The organism is Polaribacter sp. HL-MS24 (assembly GCF_032758595.1).
GTDB lineage: Bacteria > Bacteroidota > Bacteroidia > Flavobacteriales > Flavobacteriaceae > Polaribacter.
This window is the reverse complement of sequence record NZ_CP136415.1, coordinates 1,691,146-1,711,224: the sequence shown is the minus strand read 5'-3', so window position 1 is coordinate 1,711,224 and position 20,079 is coordinate 1,691,146. Positions and strand designations below refer to the sequence as shown.

General features: G+C 34.7%; 17 protein-coding genes, 1 tRNA gene and 1 pseudogene. 5 read left to right on the top strand and 14 right to left on the bottom strand.

All coding sequences use genetic code 11. The annotated features are described in order from the left end of the window. Window positions 1-396: 396 nt before the first annotated feature. The 8 genes from RRF69_RS08050 to surE form a co-directional block, all read right to left on the bottom strand. Window positions 397-1,152, bottom strand: coding sequence for a hypothetical protein (locus RRF69_RS08050; protein WP_316939305.1), 756 nt, complete (start codon window positions 1,150-1,152; stop codon window positions 397-399). Between the two features lie 133 nt (window positions 1,153-1,285). Further along, on the bottom strand, window positions 1,286-2,296 hold the full coding sequence (locus RRF69_RS08045) for a hypothetical protein (RefSeq protein WP_316939304.1): 1,011 nt from the start codon (window positions 2,294-2,296) through the stop codon (window positions 1,286-1,288). Between the two features lie 329 nt (window positions 2,297-2,625). Beyond that, on the bottom strand, window positions 2,626-2,922 hold the full coding sequence (locus RRF69_RS08040) for a DUF805 domain-containing protein (RefSeq protein ID WP_316939303.1): 297 nt from the start codon (window positions 2,920-2,922) through the stop codon (window positions 2,626-2,628). A gap of 6 nt (window positions 2,923-2,928) precedes the next feature. Then, window positions 2,929-3,300: a hypothetical protein gene (locus tag RRF69_RS08035; protein ID WP_316939302.1), complete on the bottom strand. Its 372-nt coding sequence runs from the start codon at window positions 3,298-3,300 to the stop codon at window positions 2,929-2,931. A gap of 900 nt (window positions 3,301-4,200) precedes the next feature. Next, a complete protein-coding gene (locus RRF69_RS08030; protein ID WP_316939301.1) occupies window positions 4,201-6,219 on the bottom strand; it encodes a ComEC/Rec2 family competence protein in 2,019 nt (672 codons plus the stop codon). A 65-nt stretch (window positions 6,220-6,284) separates the two neighbouring features. Continuing rightward, window positions 6,285-7,406, bottom strand: a complete 1,122-nt coding sequence (gene lpxB / locus RRF69_RS08025) for a lipid-A-disaccharide synthase (RefSeq protein ID WP_316939300.1) — start codon at window positions 7,404-7,406, stop codon at window positions 6,285-6,287. A gap of 60 nt (window positions 7,407-7,466) precedes the next feature. Beyond that, window positions 7,467-7,757, bottom strand: a complete 291-nt coding sequence (locus RRF69_RS08020) for a hypothetical protein (protein ID WP_316939299.1) — start codon at window positions 7,755-7,757, stop codon at window positions 7,467-7,469. Continuing rightward, complete coding sequence (gene surE / locus RRF69_RS08015; protein WP_316939298.1) at window positions 7,745-8,515, bottom strand: 5'/3'-nucleotidase SurE; 771 nt, start codon at window positions 8,513-8,515, stop codon at window positions 7,745-7,747. Before surE ends, RRF69_RS08020 begins: the two co-directional genes overlap by 13 nt. A gap of 265 nt (window positions 8,516-8,780) precedes the next feature. Between surE and RRF69_RS08010 the strand changes: the two genes are divergently transcribed. From RRF69_RS08010 to RRF69_RS08000, 3 genes and pseudogenes are all read left to right on the top strand, one after another. Further along, a complete protein-coding gene (locus RRF69_RS08010; protein ID WP_316939297.1) occupies window positions 8,781-10,913 on the top strand; it encodes a carboxy terminal-processing peptidase in 2,133 nt (710 codons plus the stop codon). 72 nt (window positions 10,914-10,985) lie between these two features. Beyond that, window positions 10,986-12,066, top strand: a pseudogene (locus RRF69_RS08005) (ABC transporter permease). Window positions 12,067-12,074: 8 nt separating this feature from the next. Beyond that, on the top strand, window positions 12,075-12,524 hold the full coding sequence (locus tag RRF69_RS08000; protein WP_316939296.1) for a thioesterase family protein: 450 nt from the start codon (window positions 12,075-12,077) through the stop codon (window positions 12,522-12,524). Window positions 12,525-12,696: 172 nt separating this feature from the next. On the opposite strand, the gene RRF69_RS07995 is transcribed toward RRF69_RS08000, so the two are convergent. Further along, window positions 12,697-12,855: a helix-turn-helix domain-containing protein gene (locus RRF69_RS07995; protein WP_316939295.1), complete on the bottom strand. Its 159-nt coding sequence runs from the start codon at window positions 12,853-12,855 to the stop codon at window positions 12,697-12,699. A 57-nt stretch (window positions 12,856-12,912) separates the two neighbouring features. After that, window positions 12,913-12,994: transfer RNA gene (locus RRF69_RS07990), tRNA-Leu, on the bottom strand. 101 nt (window positions 12,995-13,095) lie between these two features. On the opposite strand from RRF69_RS07990, the gene RRF69_RS07985 reads away from it, so the two are divergent. Next, window positions 13,096-14,484, top strand: a complete 1,389-nt coding sequence (locus RRF69_RS07985; RefSeq protein ID WP_316939294.1) for a dipeptidase — start codon at window positions 13,096-13,098, stop codon at window positions 14,482-14,484. A 102-nt stretch (window positions 14,485-14,586) separates the two neighbouring features. On the opposite strand, the gene RRF69_RS07980 is transcribed toward RRF69_RS07985, so the two are convergent. Further along, window positions 14,587-15,186: a PhnA domain-containing protein gene (locus RRF69_RS07980; RefSeq protein ID WP_316941123.1), complete on the bottom strand. Its 600-nt coding sequence runs from the start codon at window positions 15,184-15,186 to the stop codon at window positions 14,587-14,589. Window positions 15,187-15,280: 94 nt separating this feature from the next. Next, window positions 15,281-16,903 (bottom strand): adenine deaminase, encoded by a 1,623-nt coding sequence (gene ade, locus RRF69_RS07975; RefSeq protein ID WP_316939293.1) that lies wholly within the window; start codon window positions 16,901-16,903, stop codon window positions 15,281-15,283. Between the two features lie 91 nt (window positions 16,904-16,994). On the opposite strand from ade, the gene RRF69_RS07970 reads away from it, so the two are divergent. Next, a complete protein-coding gene (locus tag RRF69_RS07970; protein ID WP_316939292.1) occupies window positions 16,995-17,741 on the top strand; it encodes a peptidoglycan DD-metalloendopeptidase family protein in 747 nt (248 codons plus the stop codon). An 18-nt stretch (window positions 17,742-17,759) separates the two neighbouring features. On the opposite strand, the gene RRF69_RS07965 is transcribed toward RRF69_RS07970, so the two are convergent. Both RRF69_RS07965 and RRF69_RS07960 read right to left on the bottom strand, forming a co-directional pair. Beyond that, window positions 17,760-19,007: an NAD(P)/FAD-dependent oxidoreductase gene (locus RRF69_RS07965; RefSeq protein WP_316939291.1), complete on the bottom strand. Its 1,248-nt coding sequence runs from the start codon at window positions 19,005-19,007 to the stop codon at window positions 17,760-17,762. Between the two features lies 1 nt (window position 19,008). After that, a complete protein-coding gene (locus RRF69_RS07960; RefSeq protein WP_316939290.1) occupies window positions 19,009-20,019 on the bottom strand; it encodes a 4-hydroxyproline epimerase in 1,011 nt (336 codons plus the stop codon). Window positions 20,020-20,079 lie beyond the last annotated feature (60 nt).

Here is a 20,079-nt window from a genome sequence, read left to right as displayed (position 1 = left end):
GTGCCTAACTACTGTATATCTTACTGGTACCGATATTTCTATGATGTTTGATGGTTAATTATTTCTTTTAAGTTTCTTATTATCGATATTTTAAGTACTAATTAGTGTATCAATTGGGCTCCCCTGCTGGCGCAAGCATCTTGCTTGTGCCGAAAACAAACTAATACTATTCATAGACTAGTATTATATATTTTCTATTCATTTTTTTTCTTCTTACTCTTGCTGTCACGAGCAGGACGCTCGCGCTAGCGAGGGAGTTTAGTATATGAAAAGTAGCAGAATAAAAAGGCTATTACTTTTCTGCTCAAATAAAAAATAACAGAAAAGACAAAACTTTGTTTTTGAACTTAACTGCTATTTTTTATATACATTGTTCTCTACAGTTTTTTTTATCTATTAACGTGTTAATTTGAAAGGTAATTTATATTCTACTCCACCATCTTCTATAATTACATAACCGTCATGTAAATTGCTCCCATAATAAAAATTGCTAAAATCATTATCCGACAATGCATTTGTTAAAATGGTTGAAGTATATGTGAGGTAATTACCAATTATTATTGAAGAGAAAGAATTACCTATTTTAATTTCTTTTATTTCAACATTACCTATGTTGCCGTTAAACGTAATCAAAATTTGTTTTGGAGTATTTTGATCTATATTACTATATATCTTAGCTTCAGTTACTATCAATGAAGGATGATTTGAATTTGGCAGCTCAATTGTAAGCATAGAGTTAATCTCTACTTTCTCAAATGATTCTATATTGTTTTTAAAAGCAAGATTGTAAGTGCCTGATTTTATATCATCAGATATATTAAAAGAAATACTACCATCATTATTTAAATCCATTTGGTTTAAATAATTCGTAGTACCTCCTTCTTTTAATTCAAGTTTCGAGGATTGATTTATAATAGTATTATCTCCATTAAAATATGAGAAGTATAGGTTACTTCCAAAAACTGTTAATTCACCTCCTTTAATAATTGTTGTACTAGACACGGAATTAATAATAGGTGGTTTTGCTACAACACACTCAATTGGATTGTTTATAGAATTTAATAATGGGAAAGAATGTTCTTGTCCTTCATACTTTATTAAAAACTCAAAATCGATTCCACCCTCTAGATTTGAACTAGGTAAGTTAGGCATTACAAACCTAACCTTACTAAAATTAGCATCTAACTCGGCATTAGAGAAAGGATAATCTTGTCCGTTTTTTCTTAAGTAAAAATTGTGGTTGTTAAAATTATCACGATTTATAAAGATACTTGCAGTAAAACGTTCACCTTAGCAGCAGTAATGTATTATATACATTATTATTATCATCATCTACTTGTTTAAAATTAGGAGTCCCTCCATCAAGTGTAAAACTATCACTCTCATCAAAGTTGTCATGTTCAATAAAGACTTTGAAACGGTAATTATCATTATTATAGGAATCTGGTAATTTAACATTTACTTCATTATTATCATAATTCACATTTTGTACTTCAAGGTTATAGTTTACTAAATCATCAGTAGATACTAACTTCACTTGTATACTATCTTTTATTGGGTTTAAAACATTTGTAAAGAAAGCAATAGATTCTGTTGGTTTTTTATTTCTATAATCATTACCTAATATGCCATCAATATCTAATTGACCAAGTGAGTTATCAACAATTACTAAATAATCTTTTGTAGTATTATCCTCAGCAGTGACAGTATATTTAACTGGGATTGAATAATCCAAAGTTTCTCCAGATTGTGGAGAGATAGTCGCATTCGTAGAAATAGATATATTAGATATTAATTCCTTAATAGGACTTAAATATGGTACTCTGTAAGATATCGTATCTATATCAGAAAGATTATTATTCAATAAACTATAACTTGCTTGACCTTCAGCTAGATTGGTGAAAGAAAATGTATTAATTTTATTTTCAGAATTAAGTTTAGTTATGATTGCTTTGTATAATTTTTTTGAATTATCTTCTGCAGTAACATTATAATTAATAAGATTTGTAAAATCTTGTAATACACCAGAAGCAGGATTTATAGTTGCTTTTTCAGAAATGGTAATTTCTGGTGTTAGTTTTGTTAGGTCGGTTGAAGAAGGTAGAACTGCTAAAATAGAATCATTTCGAATTTCAGCTTCATAATTTTGTTCATCCATAGTAAATTTAAACGAAATAAGCTCTTTTTCTGAGCTTTTAATTACAGGTGGTTCAGGAAGAGGTGTTTCCTTTTCATCTTCAGAACATGAAAGAAAAATAGAGATTATTAATAATAAAAGAATTTTTGTATTTGTCATAATTATTACGTTTAAAATGGTTGTTTCAAATTGTAGAGAACTACTGTATATCTGTACTAGTACCGATATTTCTATGATGTTTGATGGTTAATTATTTCTTTTAAGTTTCTTATTATCGATATTTTAAGTACTAATTAGTGTATCAATTGGGCTCCACTGCTGGCGCAAGCATCTTGCTTGTGCCGAAAACAAACTAATACTATTCATATATTCGTATTATATATTTTCTATTCATTTTTTTTCTTCTTACTCTTGCTGTCACGAGCGGGACGCTCGCGCTAGCGAGGGGCTTTTGCAAAATTTACCGTGGTTGTTTCTCGTTATTATTACTATTTTTCTTCAGCTGGGAATGCAGCTAATATTAAATTTATTATTGGAATTAAAAAAAACCATTTACTGAACTTTGTTTCATTTAATCTCCTAAACCCTAAAGTTGTAAATTGTATTAAGAAAAAAATATTAAATGCAATAATATAGTTCTTGTGAATAACAGATAAACCATCTATAAAGCCAATTAAAGGGCTAATAAAAAAAATTAAAAAAGTAACGTAAGTCCAAAATTCTTTAATACTTGCTTTATCCATAATGTTAAACATTTTTTTAAAAGGTGTTAAAATATATTTCATAATTAGCTATTTTTCATTAGGTGCAACATCTCCAAAACAATTTCTTGATGTACACGAAGCTGCTTGTTGTCCAATACAACCAAGTCCTGCATATGCGCAAAAAAGCTTTTCTAATGTGTTCATACCTTGATATATTTTATATTGAGTGCATTGTCTTACACCTTCATAAGAGCATTCATTTCTTCGGGGATACGAATCATCAATCTCAATAGAAGTCTTGTATTTATTGTTTTCACATAAATCAAAAGTTTTATCTGCAATACCATTAAAATAAAAAGTCAATTCTCCTTCTAAATTTTGTCTATTATTATTTATAAATTTTTTGAATAATTCTAAATTTTTTGAATTTAAAATTTCTTGAGGAATTTCTATATTCATCTTTAACGAACTACTCAAAATTAATTTTTCATTTGTAATTTTACTTGCTTTTTTAGATATTTTTGATTGATATTCTTTTCCAATTAATTCAACAGATTCAAATTCATAGGTATAGAGTTCTTGATTATCGTTAAAACTATCGTAATCACAACTTGAAACTATGATTCCGCTGATTATACATATTAAAAATAGTCTAAATTTCTTATTTTTTTTTCATTTGTATTTATTTTAAAATTTTTATTTTTTATGAAATTAACCAACTTTTAAAAAGTTGGAGTGGGAAATATTCCCGATTTTGATAATCATTCAATTTTACTATTTAGTTTACTCTCAATGTTCAAATCTCTTTAAGTGAGTGACTTTTGTTGTTTCAATTTACAACTTCTCTTTTTTATGAACATATAATTTTAACGCAATATTTTCCTCAAACGGCTACCAACTACTGTATATCGGTACTAGTACCGATATTTCTATGATGTTTGATGGTTAAATTATTTATTTTAAGTTTCTGATTATAAATGCTTTAAGCATTAATTAGTCTGTTAATTGGACTCCCTATCCTACGCAAATCCCGATCACAAACATGTGCGTATATCTTTGCGGCTAGTTAAATATCAATGCAAGTTAAAAATTAATTTTAAATTAAACAAATTAAAATAAACATAGAGGTAGGTAATAAGGCAATTTTTTTTGGGAAAAATGACAGTAAGTGTTTTTAGCCCTTAGCTACTGCGACAATTATTTTATCTAGAAAATGAAGTGAAAATTACGGGACTAGAGGCTCTGATTGGCAAAGTATCATTCGATGGAACAATTTGAAAAATCATTGCTTTTTTTCTCTAACGAAAACGACAAAATCCATCAATGAGAACTTTTTGAAAAAGAATTTGAAAGCAACATTTAAAAACAATACCTGAAAGCACCTTCTTTTGAGGTTGCATAAAAAGGGATGTGCAACTTTTCACAGGTCAATTTCCAACTTTCTATGATGGATCTATAATTGGACCCTTCTGCAACAATCTGACTTGGAGCAAGGGTTCTAATCAATCTTTCTAAATGAATTTTTGGGGAATTTTGAAGAATTACTATCGGCTTTGTTAAACCTTTCAGCTTATAAACACCCATCTCATCGACAATTAAAAAATCTTGATTTCCAATTTTAAAATAATTGGTTGAAACTTCCTTTTGAATCAAATCTAACCGCGCTCCAATTTTATAATTGGTAAGACTGTTCAACGATTGCAAGGAAATTGTATCCGGTTTCGTTTGAACAGAAAGTAACTTCCCACGCCTTATTGCATGCACACTTTTATTGAATTCATGAAAAATAAGATATTCTTGAGTCGTATTTCTTTCAATTTTTTCAAAAAGTACAACACCTTGAAAAAGGAGAATCGCTAAAAGTGCATTGACCATTTTTTGATACCTAAAATGGAAAGTTACCTGAAACATAGCGATAATAAGCAAATAACTGGAAAGCATTCCCAGAAAAGACATGGAAATCTCCTGAAACAAAAAGGCCTCTTTACTCGCAACCCAACCAACTAGAGCATTCATTAATTCAATACATGCATTGTATACAATCACGAGCCCCTCTGGTAAAATAGCATAAACGGCAGTAATGATCACGAGGATTCCCGTCATTAAAAGAACCCCCAAAATGGGGATAATGAGTAAATTTGACACGAAAAACAAACCATGAAACTGGTGAAAATAATACAAGCTCAAAGGCAAAACCCCCAATTGAGCAGCAGTAGAAACTGTAATCAAAGTCCAACCTTTCTCAAAAAACTGATTGGATGGCTTCCACAAGGAATACAATTTGGGTTGCCCCCAAACAATCCCAAAAACTGCCAAATAACTTAGCTGAAAACCAACATCAAATAAAAAGAGAGGATGAACCACTAACAATAAAAAAGCAGAGGATATTAAAGAAAACTCTATGGGAGTCTTGCGGTTCAATGACTGCCCAAAAGCCACAAAGCTAAACATGGTAACTGCCCTAACCACAGAGGCTGAAAGCCCTGCAATAAAAGCAAAACTCCAGAGTAAGAAAACCGTCAGAAGCAACTGTATAGGCTTTCCATAGGGAATATTTCGCAAGGGTTTCAAAAGAATATTTAGCAAAAGCAATAGGATCCCAACGTGCAGTCCAGAAACTGCTAAAATATGAATGGCTCCGGCATTGGCATAGTCCTCCAACAATTCCTTAGAGAGTTCTTGCCGTTGACCCAATAACAGGGCATTGATAATCCCCAGACAGTTAGTGCTAAAAGAATATTTCTGAAGGGATTGTTGAACGTTGTTGCGGATAGTCGCTGCAAAACCGAGCACAGAAAAGGAGGACTCCTCCAAAGGTTTCCATTGGCTGTTTGTTACAAATAATTGTTGATGAATCCCCTGCCTTGCTAAATATGTTTTATAATCAAATTGATACGGATTTGAAGGAGCAGAAATGATTTTAAAATCTGCAGGTACATAAAATTGGTCATCAACCTTACATCTAATTTTTAAAGAATCTTTTTGAAGATTGACTAGAATTTTCCCTGAAGTAAGAAAACTGTCAATTTGAATCACACGAGCTTCATACTTATAGGCAGAAGAGCTTTCTTTTAAAACTTTCGATATGCAGATGCGAGCCAAAGAATCAGCCCTTACTTTTTTCTGATAGTACTGCTCATGATGGGTCTGATTATTCAGATACACAGAAACAATTCCCAAGACAACAAAGCAAACATAAATAAAAAAAGTCTGAAGAATTTTATGTGTGACAAGCCTTGTGAAAACGGCAAAAACAAGAAGAATCGCGATAGACTTGAAAACACCAAAGGGCCATATTCTGTAAAAATACTGAATACAAATCCCGATGATCAGGCTGATTGTAAAATGTAAAGGCAAATACCTTAGTAGCTTTTTCATGGCATCCTAAAGTTTTAAATCTATCGAGTAGTTCGACTCTTAAATTTGTATTTTTATTTTAACTTCTAATTCTCACTCGCTTTTAAATCGGCAACAATTTGCTTGGCAACTCGCTCAGAAGCTCCTTTCCCTCCTAACAAGGTTTCTAATTCATAATATTCGGAAAACAATTGTTCTCTGTGAGTGGGATTTAAAATCTCAACTAGTGCGGCTCGAAGCTTCTTTTTGGTAAAATCATTCTGAATCAATTCCTTCACCACTTCCCGATTCATAATTAAATTCACCAATGAAATAAACTTTAAGGTAACAATTCTCTTGGCAATTTGATACGAAATCGCACTTCCTTTGTAACAAACCACTTGTGGAACCTTGAACAAGGCGGTTTCTAATGTTGCCGTACCTGAACCGACTAAGGCGGCATAAGAAAAGCTCAACAAATCGTAGGTTTTATTATTGATGAACCCCACTTTCTGATCGCCAATAATCTGCTTATAAAAACTAAAATCTTGACTTGGCGCACCAGCAATGACAAATTGATACTCAGGAAACTCATCTACTAAAGAAAGCATTAGAGAAAGCATTTTTGTGATTTCCTGTTTTCTACTTCCTAGCAATAAGGCAATAATCCGTTTGTTGTTTAACTGATAAGTTTCTCGAAAAACTGCATCCTCCATTTGAGTTCTATCGGCTATCGCATCAATCAACGGATGCCCTACAAATTCAACCTGATAATCTCGTTTATGATAAAAATCTTTTTCAAAAGGAAGAATGACATAAAGCTTGTCAATATCTCTTTTAATCTCTTTGACTCGTCCAGCTCTACTAGCCCAAACCTGAGGAGAGATATAATAATTGGTTCTAAAATTCTGTGCTTTTGCCCATTTTGCAATCCGAAGATTAAAGCCCGAATTGTCAATAAAAATAACTACATCGGGTTGAAACTGGAAAATATCTTTTTTACAAAATTTTATAAATCCCACTATTTTTGGCAGATTTAGAAGTACCTCAATAAACCCCATAAAAGCTCTTTCTTTATAATGAGTGACTAAAGTTCCTCCTTCCGCTTGCATCAAATCTCCTCCCCAAAAACGAATTTCGGCACCCTTGTCTTGGACATAGATCGATTTCATCAAATTCGCACCATGCAAATCTCCAGAAGCTTCACCTGCAATGATATAATATTTCATGTGTCTTTCTTATTTTTTTTGGTCAGAGATACTCTTTATCAGGGATCTTTTCAGTTTAATCTATATAAATTTAAGTCCGAAGGTAATCAAAGCTATTAAAATAGAAATCCCTAAAATTCCCTTTGCTCTGTGATCTTGTTTCTTTTTAAGATATAGAAAGAATACGAAAATATTAGGAACTGCGGCTAGAAAGAGTACTTTCCCGTACAAATGTTTATTGTGAAACATTCGAATACTTTGGGGCAATTCGTATTGAGAAACCAAATATTCATACCCTAAAAAGAGTCCTGCCAAAACCACAAAAAAACCTACAGCGGCACCTATAAAAATTTCTTTTTTTACAGCTCCCATGCATTGAGTTTTTGAATCATATGATGAGCAGTCAAGTCAAACTGAACTGGAACCACCGAAACATATCCATTTTCCAAAGCATAAACATCAGTATCTTGACCTTTATCCCTGTTGACAAACTCCCCCGACAGCCAATAATACTCTTTTCCAAAAGGGCTTTTTCGCTTATCAAAATCCTCTTTCCAATATCCGTTGGCTTGTCTGCAAATTTTCACACCTTTAATTTCTTCGGGTTTCAAATTAGGAATGTTCACATTCAAAACAATCCCTTCGGGAATTCCATTCAACAAGACATTAAGGGTAATTCTCTTCACATATTCTTCAGAAGGCTTAAAATCTGCATGCCATTTAAAATCTAATAAAGAGAAGCCAATTGCAGGAATTCCTTCAATCCCTGCCTCAACAGCAGCGCTCATTGTTCCCGAATAAATCACATTTATTGATGAATTTGATCCGTGATTGATTCCAGAAACACACAAATCGGGTTTTCTATTTAAGATCTCGTTCACTGCCATTTTTACACAATCGGCTGGCGTTCCAGAACAGGTATATTCCAATTGTGGTCCGTCATCAATGGTAATTGCATTGCATCTCAAAACATTGTCTACGGTAATTGCATGCCCCATTCCGCTTTGCGGGCTGTCTGGCGCAACTACAACAACATCTCCAATCGTGTTCATAATCTTAATAAGGGCTCGTATTCCTGGAGCTGTTATTCCATCATCATTTACAACTAAAATTAAAGGTTTCTCTTGCATACTATCCGTTTTATACTAACAAATGTAATTCAAAAAAAGGAATATCAATTTAACATTTTGTAAAGAATATCGTGGTACAATTATGTGTAAATTTGTTGGAGAAGATTTAATAAAGAAGAATTCGTTCTTCTTTGATCTTGAAAGAAATTAAAAGCGACTACAATCTGTCAAAAAACAAGTCCTTTTTAAAATCATTATTAAAATATTTAGCAATATTTTAGTAAATTGGCTACCAAATCATATAAAATAACACGAACACGTATTTATGACCACACGATTTAAGTTTATCCTTTCTATCTTAACTATTTTCTTTTTTACCAATAGTTTTCATGCAGTAGCCTCTCAACCTGAAAATAATTCAGATCCAGAAAAAGACAAAGTGCTTCTTTATGTCCTAAAAAACATTTTGACACGAGGTCATTTTGTTGAAAAAGATTTGAATGATGATTTTTCTGAAATTGTGTACAATAGTTTTATCGAGGGACTGGATCCTAGCAAACGCTACTTTACCCAAGAAGATTTGAAAGAGTTCTCTCAATATAAATATGAAATTGACAATCAGTTGTTAGAAAATGATGTTACTTTTTACAATTTGGTATACGGTCGTTTCTTAGAAAAAATCAAAAATGCCAAGTCCTATTACGGAGAACTTTTAAAAGCTCCTTTTCAGTATGACAAAGAAGAAACAGTTGATATGGATTTTGAAAAAGTACCCTTTGCTAAAAACAACAACGAATTAATTGATTACTGGCGCAAACAATTAAAATTAAATGTTTTAAGCAGAATACAAGAGCAAGAAAGTTTGCAAAAAGAAAAGCTGAAAAAAGACCCAAAATTTGTTGTGAAAAAGTTTGCAACCATAGAAAAAGAGGCCCGAGAAGAAGTGTTGAAAAACATGGATGACTTGTACTTGCGAATTGAAGAACTGGAACATGAAGATTGGTTTTCAACCTTTCTAAACAGTGTTGTGGGTGCTTTTGATCCACACACTAGCTATATGGCTCCCCGAATGAAAGAACGCTTTGACCAAGACATGTCTGGAAAACTTGAAGGGATTGGTGCACGCTTATTGAAAAAAGGAATTTATACCGAAGTTCTTGAATTGGTTTCAGGAGGTCCTGCTTGGAAACAAGGCGAATTGGAAGCTGGAGACATTATTTTAGAAGTCGCTCAAGGAAATGAGGAAGCACTAGACATTGTTGGAATGCGTTTGGACGATGCCATCAAATTCATCAAAGGAAAAAAAGGCACTGAGGTTCGGCTGACTGTAAAGAAAAAAATTGACGCTTCTACCAAAATTATATCCATCATTAGAGATGTAGTCGAACTGGAAGAAACCTTTGTAAAATCGACCATTGTAGAAAAAAATGGCAAAAAATATGGATTGATTGATTTACCGAGATTTTATATCAGTTTCGATGATAAAAATTATCGAGATTCCGCCAAAGATATGGAACAAGAAATTGAACGTCTTAAAGATGAGGGAGTGGACGGTTTATTGATTGATTTAAGAAATAATGGAGGAGGTTCTTTAAAAACAGCAATTGAAATCTCTGGATTATTTATCGATCAAGGTCCAGTTGTCCAAGTGAAATACAGAGGAGAAAAGCCAATGATTAAAAATGATACAGACCCGAAAACTCAATGGGAAGGCGCTGTTGTCGTTTTAGTAAACGAACTTTCTGCTTCTGCCTCTGAAATTTTTGCTGCAGCAATGCAAGATTATAAAAGGGCTGTCATTGTTGGTGGCAATCAAACCTATGGAAAGGGAACGGTACAAAGTGTGCTTCCAATCAATAATTTTTTTCCAAATTACAAAAGTGATTTAGGAGCTATCAAAATGACAATTCAAAAATTTTACCGAATCAATGGAGGCTCCACACAAATAGAAGGGGTTTATCCAGATATTGCCATGCCAAGCAGATATAGTTATATGAAATTTGGAGAACGAGATATGACAGGCGCATTGGCTTGGGACAAAGTAGCTCAAGCAAATTATACAAAGAGTGATTCTTACACGAATTTTTCAGATGTTGTTTACAACAGTAAAGAACGAATTTTGAAAAATGAACGGTTTCAGTTGATTCAGGAATACGCAAAATGGTTAAAAGAAAATCAAGAGAATTCGAGTTACTCCTTAAATTACCACCATTTCGTGAAAGATAGCGAAATAAAAGAAAAAGAAGGAGAGCGATTTAAATCCATTTTTAAATTTGATTCTCAGCTGAGTTTTACTTCTCCAAAACACGAGCTCCCACTGTTAGAAAAAGATTCAACTCTTACAGAAAAGAGAACAATTTGGCATAAAAATTTATCGAAAGATTTGTATGTAGCAGAAGCGTTAAATGTATTGAGTGAACTCAAATTAAAATCTAAAAACGAACTCGTTAAACACTAAAAATCTCTTTCCTAAAATATAATACCCGTTTCTGGTTGAAAAGGGGAAACCGTTTTCTATTTTTGTAACGATATGCCCTTACACTCAAAATCACTTTCTCAATTAGCATTTCAGAAATTTAGAAACAATACCGTGGGAATGATCAGTTTATTTTTTATTCTGTTTTGCGGATTTGTGGCTGTTTTTTGTTATCCTTTGGCACCTGATCACAGTAATTTTGCCAATCAAATGCATTTGGAAATTCACTCCAAACCACCAGGTTTTGAAGTACAAATGTTACAGCTCCCACCCTTGCAAAAAGAAAAGACTTCTTGGATAGATTTTCTCATGAATGGGGATAAGAATACTGGAACAGAAATCCCGATTCTCTCCTATACAGTCACTGACGATACAATAGAAATTATTAAATATGCAGATGGCTTGGCAAAAGAATACCCCTTATCTAGGATTCATCACCAACCAGCAACCTATATTACCCAAAAAACTTTTCATTTTGGCACCGATAAATATGGAAGAGATTTATTGAGTCGATTGATTATTGGAACCCGGATTTCTTTTTCCATTGGGTTTATAGCCGTTTTTATTTCCCTTTTTATCGGAATTTTTGTAGGTGCTACTGCAGGTTATTTTGGTGGCAAAATCGATACATTCATCATGTGGGTCATCAACATCACCTTGGTCAATCCCAACACTTTTATTAGTGATCGCCATCACTTTGGCATTAGGAAAAGGATTTTGGCAAGTCTTTATTGCCGTCGGACTCACCATGTGGGTGGAAGTTGCTAGAGTTGTACGAGGACAAGTCATTACCACCAAACAACAACAATATGTTGAAGCAGCAAAAGCCTTGGGCTTCTCAGATTTTAGAATTATTATACGCCATATTTTGCCCAATATTATGGCACCCATCATCGTCATTTCTGCAGCCAATTTTGCAGGTGCGATTTTGATAGAAAGCGGTTTGAGCTTTTTAGGAATTGGGGCACAACCTCCAACACCTTCGTGGGGAGCTATGATTAAAAATCACTACAATTATATTATTTTAGGAAAGCCATTTTTGGCGCTCATTCCTAGTATCGCTATCATGAGTTTGGTCATGGCATTTATGCTATTAGGAAATGCCTTACGCGATGCGCTGGATGTTAAAAATTAAGAAATTATATGAGTTACAAAGTAACATTTGCCACAAAATGGTCTGACTTTGACCCCAACAGACATCTCCGTCACACCGCCTATAACGAATATGCAGCAGAGGTGCGAGTTCGATATTTTTCTGAACAGAATTTTTCGATTCACGAATTTACAAAACACAATATTGGCCCAATTTTATTTACTGAAGAAACCTCTTTTCGAAAAGAAATTCATTTGGGAGAGAACATCAGCGTCAATATGAAATTAGCAGGGCTTTCAGAAAATAATGAACGTTGGAAACTGGTACATGAAGTTTTTAATGAAGCGGGAAAACTTTCTGCAATCATTAAAGTCTATGGTGCTTGGATCGACTTGACAAAACGGAAACTGACAGCCCCTCCATTGGCCGCAAATAAATTATTTTTAAACGCTGAAAAAACGACAGATTATGAAGATCTAGTTTTAAAATCAACATCTTAAAGATCAATTAGCAGCTTCCCTTTTAACGTTCTTTGTATTCTGGTGGTTGATAGTTTCTTTGGAAACAAATACTTAAATCCAAGGTCTGATTCCATTTTTAGACAGTCCTGAATAGTGAATGTGAGCTGTTTTCCACTGATGATTTCCTTTTTTTCCATGAAATAAGTGCCATTTAATTCAAATCTTTCCATGCCGTAGGAGTCATTCCTGTTTTTTCTTTAAAGAATCGAGAAAAATGATTCGGGTATTCAAAACCTAAAGCATAAGAAACTTCCTTGATAGAATGCTGTTCTGTGTGAAATAAGGTTTTTGCATCCCTTATTTCGTACAAATATTACGGCACGAACCAAAAAAACCCTTGAAGGTCATAGACCAACAAGGGTTTTAGTACAGGCGGAGAGACTCGAACTCTCACACCTTGCGGCACTAGATCCTAAGTCTAGCGTGTCTACCAATTCCACCACGCCTGCAACTTTTACCGATATTATCGGGCTGCAAATATAAACAATCCTTACAAACTTCAAAGAAGTTCACTATTATTTTTCTATTTTTGATTCACTAAATAAAATCCATGAAAAACCTGAAATCTTATATCGCTACACATCAAAATCGTTTTATAAACGAACTGATCGAATTGCTCAAAATTCCCTCTGTTAGCGCCGATACTAAATACAAAAAGGAAGTATTAAATACTGCCGATTTTGTAAAAAAAAGTTTAGAAGATGCTGGGTGTGATTTGGTAGAATTATGTGAAACACCGGGATATCCAATTATTTATGCAGAAAAAATCATCGATCCAAAGCTACCCACTGTTTTAGTTTACGGTCATTATGATGTTCAACCTGCAGATCCAATCAATTTATGGGACGCTCCCCCTTTTGAACCTGTCATCAAAAAAACAGCCATTCATCCTGAAGGGGCAATTTTTGCCCGAGGTGCTTGCGACGACAAAGGCCAAATGTATATGCATGTAAAAGCGGTTGAATATTTGATTGCATCGGAAAGCTTGCCCTGTAATGTAAAATTTATGATTGAGGGAGAAGAAGAAGTCGGGTCCGAAAGTCTGTCATGGTTTGTTCCAAGAAATAAAGAAAAATTATCCAATGACGTGATTCTTATTTCGGATACGGGAATGATCTCCAACGACATTCCGTCCATAACAACTGGATTGCGTGGTTTGAGCTATGTTCAAGTAGAAGTGACTGGACCCAATAGAGATTTACACTCTGGATTGTATGGGGGTGCTGTTGCAAACCCAATCAATGTGTTAACGAAAATGATTGCCTCATTACATGATGAAAATAACCATATTACCATTCCTAGCTTTTATGATCATGTTGAAGAATTGTCAACAGCTGAAAGAGCTGAAATGGCAAAAGCACCCTTCTCTTTAGAAAAGTATCAGCAAGCCTTGGACATAGACGCTGTATATGGCGAAAAAGGATATAGTACCAACGAGCGTAACTCAATTAGGCCTACCTTAGATGTTAACGGAATTTGGGGAGGTTATACGGGTGAAGGGGCAAAAACAGTCATTGCCAGTAAAGCTTATGCTAAAATCTCAATGCGTCTGGTGCCCAATCAAGATTGGAAAGCCATTACAGAGCTCTTCAAAAACCATTTTGAAAGTATTGCCCCAAGAGGAGTTTCGGTAACAGTAACACCACATCACGGAGGACAAGGCTATGTGACCCCCATAGATAACATTGGATACAAAGCAGCAAGCAAGGCTTACGAAACTACCTTCGGAAAAACACCTATTCCGCAAAGAAGTGGAGGAAGCATCCCGATTGTTGCACTCTTTGAAAAAGAACTGCAAAGCAAAACAATTTTAATGGGATTCGGTTTAGATTCGGACGCTATCCATTCTCCGAACGAACATTTTGGGGTATGGAATTATTTAAAAGGCATTGAAACAATACCGTATTTTTATCAAAATTTTGCAGAACTCTCAAAATAAATAGAACTATAATAATCCCTTTTTAGAAACTAAAAATGGTATGGAGTGTAACGATTTAGCCCTCGATACCATTCTGATTTTGATTGAACTGGGGTTACACGACTACTCTTTATCAGCCATTTTCTTTACATAATCAGTAATGATAACAATCTGAGTAGGGCCTACTTTCCCCTCTATATATTTTGCATTTTGGTGGTCTAAAGAGATTCTACGAACGGCTGTTCCTTGCTTGGCAACCATACTCGAGCCTTTTACTTTTAGATCTTTGATCAAAACAACATTATCTCCAGCTTGCAAAACAACTCCATTTGCATCTCTGTGAATTATTTTTTCACTTTCGTCTAAATGATCTCCTGTTTCTTTCGCAAAACGCAAATCCTCATCTTCCAAATACATCATCTCCAACAAATCTTTGGGCCAACCTTCATTTCTTAAACGAGATAAGAGTCTCCAAGCAATCACTTTTACAGCCCTGTGCTCGCTCCACATCGAATCATTAAGACAACGCCAGTGGTTTGCGTCAGTCGTTTCGGGAGCATCTATTTGACGGATACAGATTTCACAAGCTAGCAAACTCCCATCAACACCACTCCCACCAACAGTAAGGGTTGGCTTCACCTCATATACTGACAAATTATCTTTTGAAGTACACAATTCGCATTGATTTCCGCTTCTAATTTCTAAATCTTGTTGTAAACCCATAAAATATCTTTCGTTTGATGATGGCAAAAGTAGTGTTTTCATCAGAAATTCTGTCTGGTTTTCATTCTAGAAAATAAAAAAATGACATCTTTGTTTAATGAATCTCTAAAGAAGTAAACTGAAATGATTCCCCGTCAAACAATCCTTTATCCGATAGTTTTAATGATGGAATCACCAACAAAGCCATAAACGATAAGCTCATATAGGGTGCCTGCAATTTACTTCCCATTTGTTTTGCCATCGCGTCCAATGCTGCATAGGCTTCTCCGATAATCACTGCAGGTTGGTCTGACATAATTCCAGCAACAGGAAGTGGAACAATTTTTTGATCTGTTGCAGTTACTGCACAAACTCCCCCACGATTTTCAATGACTAAATTTACTGCTTTGCAAATCATTTCGTCGGAAACACCCACTGCAATAATATTATGAGAATCATGTCCAACAGAACTAGCAATAGCTCCTTCTTTAATTCCGAAATTCTTGATAAAAGCAACCGAAGGCCTTGCATTTTGATAACGATTTACAACCGTCATTTTTAAAATATCTTTTTCAGTATTTGATAGTAAATTCCCAGCCTTTATGAGTGAAGTAGCTGTAATTTGATTCGTAACCAATGCACCATCCACTGCCTCAATCACTCTTATTTTTTTGGCAGTAGAACAAAATTCGAAATCGGAAATCTTTTTAGGATTTGTGTTAAAATTATTCAAAACTTCAAAATCTACATGAGGCACAAGAGAATTTCCATTTTTAGCGACCAATTTACCATCGATATAGGTTTCTAAGACTTTGAATTGTTGTAAATCTTGTACCACAATAAAATCAGCTGGATCTCCCTTTTGCAACAAACCAACTTCCAAATCATAATGCTTTACAGGGTTTATACAGGCAACTTGCAATACTTTAAAAACATCCATTCCTTTGACAACGGCTCTTTCACACAACTGATTGATGTGTCCTTCTAACAAGTCATCCGGATGTTTGTCATCTGAACAAAACATTATATTTTCATAATGTTCTGGAAGCAAATCAATCAAAGCATCAAAGTTTTTAGCAGCACTTCCTTCTCTAATCAAAACCTTCATTCCTTTCAGTAATTTCTCTAGCGCCTCTTCATAATCATAACATTCATGGTCGGTAGACATTCCTGCAGCAATGTATTTGGAAATAGCTTCTCCCCTTAAACCAGGGGCATGTCCATCTATAGGCTTGTCATTGTCTTTAGCGTATTGAATCTTTTTAAGGACCTCTTCATCATCAAACAAAACCCTAGGATAATTCATCATTTCTGCAAGGTATTTGATCTCAGGATTCTCCATCAATCTTTTAACATCCTCTGCATCAATCGTAGCTCCTGCACTTTCAAAAGAAGTTGCAGGCACACAACTTGGAGCACCAAAATTAAATTTTAAGGGAACTTTCTTTCCATTTTCAATCATAAAATTGACACCTTGTACACCCAGCACATTTGCGATTTCATGAGGGTCAGAAACTGTTGCAACGGTTCCATGAGTAACAGCAATTTTTGCAAATTCTGAAGGAACCAACATTGAACTTTCAATATGAATGTGTGCATCTACAAAATAAGGTAATATATAGCCCTTTTTGGTATGATTTTCCTCTTGAACTGAATGGACTTTCCCGTCTTTGACAGTAACTGCTCCTTTAAAAATTCGTTTGTTTAGAATATCAACTATATTTCCTTGGACTACCATGGGATTCTTTTTATACAAACCTACAAAGAATATTGAATGGAGCTATCGAGAATTCTGAACTTTATCTTATTTTTATGCAATGAACAAATCAATGGCACAGCAACACTTTAAAAACAAATTCGGTTTTATAAGTCACCCAAATTCTGCAAAGTTTCGCGACTGGGCAGCTACTCATACTTTTTCTTTGAAATCCATGTTTCCAACCATTCAAAAAAATGAAATCCATCCACTCGACTTAAGCCCTACTAGCGATTTTCTTGAAAATAAGGAAGACTTTCACAACTTGAATTTATTTGCACAAAAACTCGAAGCACTTCAGCAAAAAGTACCCACAAAAATTATTGCAGGAGGCTATTTAGAAAAGCGCAATTTGTATACTTCGGACCTTTATGTAAGAACCAATGAAGAAGGAGCAGAAAAAAGAGATGTGCATATAGGACTCGATTTTTGGCTACCAAAAAACACTCCAGTTCATGCAATCCTTGACGGTGAAGTAGTGTGTGTAACCGATGATTCCCATCACAAAGGATATGGAGGTTTGCTTATTTTAAAACACCAACTGAGTGACTTTCATTTTTATACACTTTACGGACATAATACAGTCAGTAGTGTTTTGAAACATCCCATAGGGCATCAGGTCAAAAAAGGAGAACAAATTGCAATACTGGCTGATGAAACCGAAAATGGAGATTGGGTTCCTCATTTGCATTTTGAAATTATGCTAACCCTTCTAGACTTCACGAGTGATTTTCCTAGGGTCGCTTTTGAAAGTGAAATTGAGATTTGGAAAAGCATTTGTCCTGACCCAAATTTACTTTTTAAATTGGAGGGTTTTTAAGGATTCGAAAAATTGAATTTAAAATTTTCGATCAGGATGATAGGGATCCATATCTAGAGACAATTTCTTATTTGCAAGAATTTCTGAAACCAGCTTCCCAGTTGCAGGACCTAAGCTCCACCCCATCATTGCGTGCCCCGTTGCGATGGTTAAATTTTCACACTTTGTAGATTTTCCAATATAGGGCAAACCATCTGGAGAGCAAGGTCTTAATCCACACGCTGCATTTTTATTTTCTTGGGGGGTTAGTTGAACCCCTGTATAATAGTTTGAAACTGCTTTAGAAATTGCTGCTACTCTTACCGAATTTATGGTGTGGTTAATTCCTGAAAACTCCATGGTACCAGCAAAACGGGTAAATCCATTCATGGGAGTAACGGCAACTTTAGCTTCACATAAAATGGCAGGAATGGTAATTCCCGTAGGCATCGTGGTATGAATACTGTATCCTTTTCCAGCCTGAATTGGAATCTTTAAGCCCAGTTTCTTACTTAAAAGGGCACTCCAACTTCCCGCCGCTAAAACAAATTCATCGGCTTCAATCGTTTGTTGAAGGGTTTTAATTTTTGTAATTTTTTTGTTTGTAACTTCGAAATCAATGACTTTGCTGTTTTTGAGAAACCTCACTCCTATGCTTTTTAAAAACGCTATGATTCTTGGCATAAAATCTGCGGGAGTCATGTGTGCATCAGAATCGTAATAAACGGCTCCTTTAATGTCAAAATTTGCAGTGGGTTCTAATTTTCTAACTGCTTCTTTTGATAAGTTTTGGACACCCAAACCTTGTTCAATTGCCATTTTTCCAGTTGCCCACTCTTCTTCACCAGCTTTCTCTGTTTTATAGCACATAAGCAATCCTTTTCTTTCATAATGAAAATCAAAATCATTAGATGTCAACATTGTTTCGTACAAATCTCTACTTAAAAGATTGAAATTTTTAATATGCGGAATTGCTTTTTCAACTTTTGCTTTTGTTGCCGATTTTTTAAACGCTAAGCTCCACTTTAAAAAATCCATATCGAATCGAGGCTTTACATAAAAAGGACTGGATGCGTCAAACATCCACTTGATTCCCTTAGAGATTATCCCCGGTGCTGCCAAAGAAATTAAATGACTGGGGGTAATGTATCCTGCATTTATAAAAGAAGCCCCTGTTGAAAAATCAGATTGATCAACAATTGTCACTTCAAAGCCTTCCTTTTGCATGTAATAAGCTGTACAAAGACCAATAATTCCACCCCCTATAATAACAATTTTTTTGCTCATCCTAAATTACTTGAAAACCATGTGCATACGGATCATCTTCTGTATCGATGCTGATGATATTGTGTCCATATATTTTTGCCCAGCCTTGAACACTTGGGACTATTGCTTTCATCCCTGCCAAAGTAGTTTCTTCTTCCGCTTTCCCTATAAACTTACTTCCAATAAAGCTTTCATGAATATATTCTTCACCAACTTTTAATTTCCCTTTGGCGTACAACTGTGCCAATCGTGCAGAAGTTCCTGTGCCACAAGGGCTCCGGTCAATTGCCTTATCTCCAAAAAAAACTGCATTTCTACCATGAGAAGACCTGTCAATTGGATTCCCTGTCCATAATAAATGGGTAAGACCTCGAATCGTATCATTCTCAGGATGTACAAATCGGTCTGCATATTTTTTGTTGATTCGTACACGAACCACTTGAGAGTACTGAACAATTTTAGACGCTGTAAAATGATGAATTCCTGAAAAGTTTTTTTGAGTATCTACAATCGCATAAAAGTTCCCACCATAAGCTACATCAAAAATGAGTTCTCCTAATTCAGGACAGTCAATGGTTAAATTTTCTGCGGCTAAATAACTTTTTACATTGGTCAATTTTACCCAATCTACTTTTTCATTCGTTTGTTGATATTCAATTTCGATCAAACCTGCAGGAGCCTCCATACGAATTTTACCGGGCACTTTTGGAACCACTAAGCCTTCTTCTATGGCAATTGTAACACTCCCTATTGTACCATGTCCGCACATAGGCAAACAACCAGAGGTTTCTATGAACAAAATAGCAAAATCATTTTTAGAATCGTGAGGAGGATACAAAATAGAACCGCTCATCATGTCATGACCTCTTGGTTCAAACATTAAGCCTTTTCGAATCCAATCAAACTCTTTTAAAAAATGTTGCCGTTTTTCACTCATCGAGCTTCCAATGAGATGGGGCCCTCCACTTTTGATAAGCCTAACAGGATTGCCACATGTGTGAGCGTCTATACAAACAAAGGTAGTTCTACTCATGAGCTTTGAATATGGATCGTGATCTTCATTTTTTCGTGATCATTTACAAGATAATCTCTA

What these genes read in the sequence shown, in the direction of transcription:
- RRF69_RS08040 (WP_316939303.1), bottom strand. Translation starts at nt 2,922, where the DNA reads ATGAAATATATTTTAACACCTTTTAAAAAAATGTTTAACATTATGGAT.
- RRF69_RS08030 (WP_316939301.1), bottom strand. Translation starts at nt 6,219, where the DNA reads ATGAAAAAGCTACTAAGGTATTTGCCTTTACATTTTACAATCAGCCTG.
- RRF69_RS08050 (WP_316939305.1), bottom strand. Translation starts at nt 1,152, where the DNA reads ATGCCTAACTTACCTAGTTCAAATCTAGAGGGTGGAATCGATTTTGAG.
- RRF69_RS07985 (WP_316939294.1), top strand. Translation starts at nt 13,096, where the DNA reads ATGAAAAACCTGAAATCTTATATCGCTACACATCAAAATCGTTTTATA.
- ade (WP_316939293.1), bottom strand. Translation starts at nt 16,903, where the DNA reads ATGGTAGTCCAAGGAAATATAGTTGATATTCTAAACAAACGAATTTTT.
- RRF69_RS08010 (WP_316939297.1), top strand. Translation starts at nt 8,781, where the DNA reads ATGACCACACGATTTAAGTTTATCCTTTCTATCTTAACTATTTTCTTT.
- RRF69_RS07980 (WP_316941123.1), bottom strand. Translation starts at nt 15,186, where the DNA reads ATGGGTTTACAACAAGATTTAGAAATTAGAAGCGGAAATCAATGCGAA.
- lpxB (WP_316939300.1), bottom strand. Translation starts at nt 7,406, where the DNA reads ATGAAATATTATATCATTGCAGGTGAAGCTTCTGGAGATTTGCATGGT.
- RRF69_RS07970 (WP_316939292.1), top strand. Translation starts at nt 16,995, where the DNA reads ATGGCACAGCAACACTTTAAAAACAAATTCGGTTTTATAAGTCACCCA.
- RRF69_RS08035 (WP_316939302.1), bottom strand. Translation starts at nt 3,300, where the DNA reads ATGAATATAGAAATTCCTCAAGAAATTTTAAATTCAAAAAATTTAGAA.
- RRF69_RS08045 (WP_316939304.1), bottom strand. Translation starts at nt 2,296, where the DNA reads ATGACAAATACAAAAATTCTTTTATTATTAATAATCTCTATTTTTCTT.
- RRF69_RS08000 (WP_316939296.1), top strand. Translation starts at nt 12,075, where the DNA reads ATGAGTTACAAAGTAACATTTGCCACAAAATGGTCTGACTTTGACCCC.
- RRF69_RS07965 (WP_316939291.1), bottom strand. Translation starts at nt 19,007, where the DNA reads ATGAGCAAAAAAATTGTTATTATAGGGGGTGGAATTATTGGTCTTTGT.
- RRF69_RS08020 (WP_316939299.1), bottom strand. Translation starts at nt 7,757, where the DNA reads ATGGGAGCTGTAAAAAAAGAAATTTTTATAGGTGCCGCTGTAGGTTTT.
- surE (WP_316939298.1), bottom strand. Translation starts at nt 8,515, where the DNA reads ATGCAAGAGAAACCTTTAATTTTAGTTGTAAATGATGATGGAATAACA.
- RRF69_RS07960 (WP_316939290.1), bottom strand. Translation starts at nt 20,019, where the DNA reads ATGAGTAGAACTACCTTTGTTTGTATAGACGCTCACACATGTGGCAAT.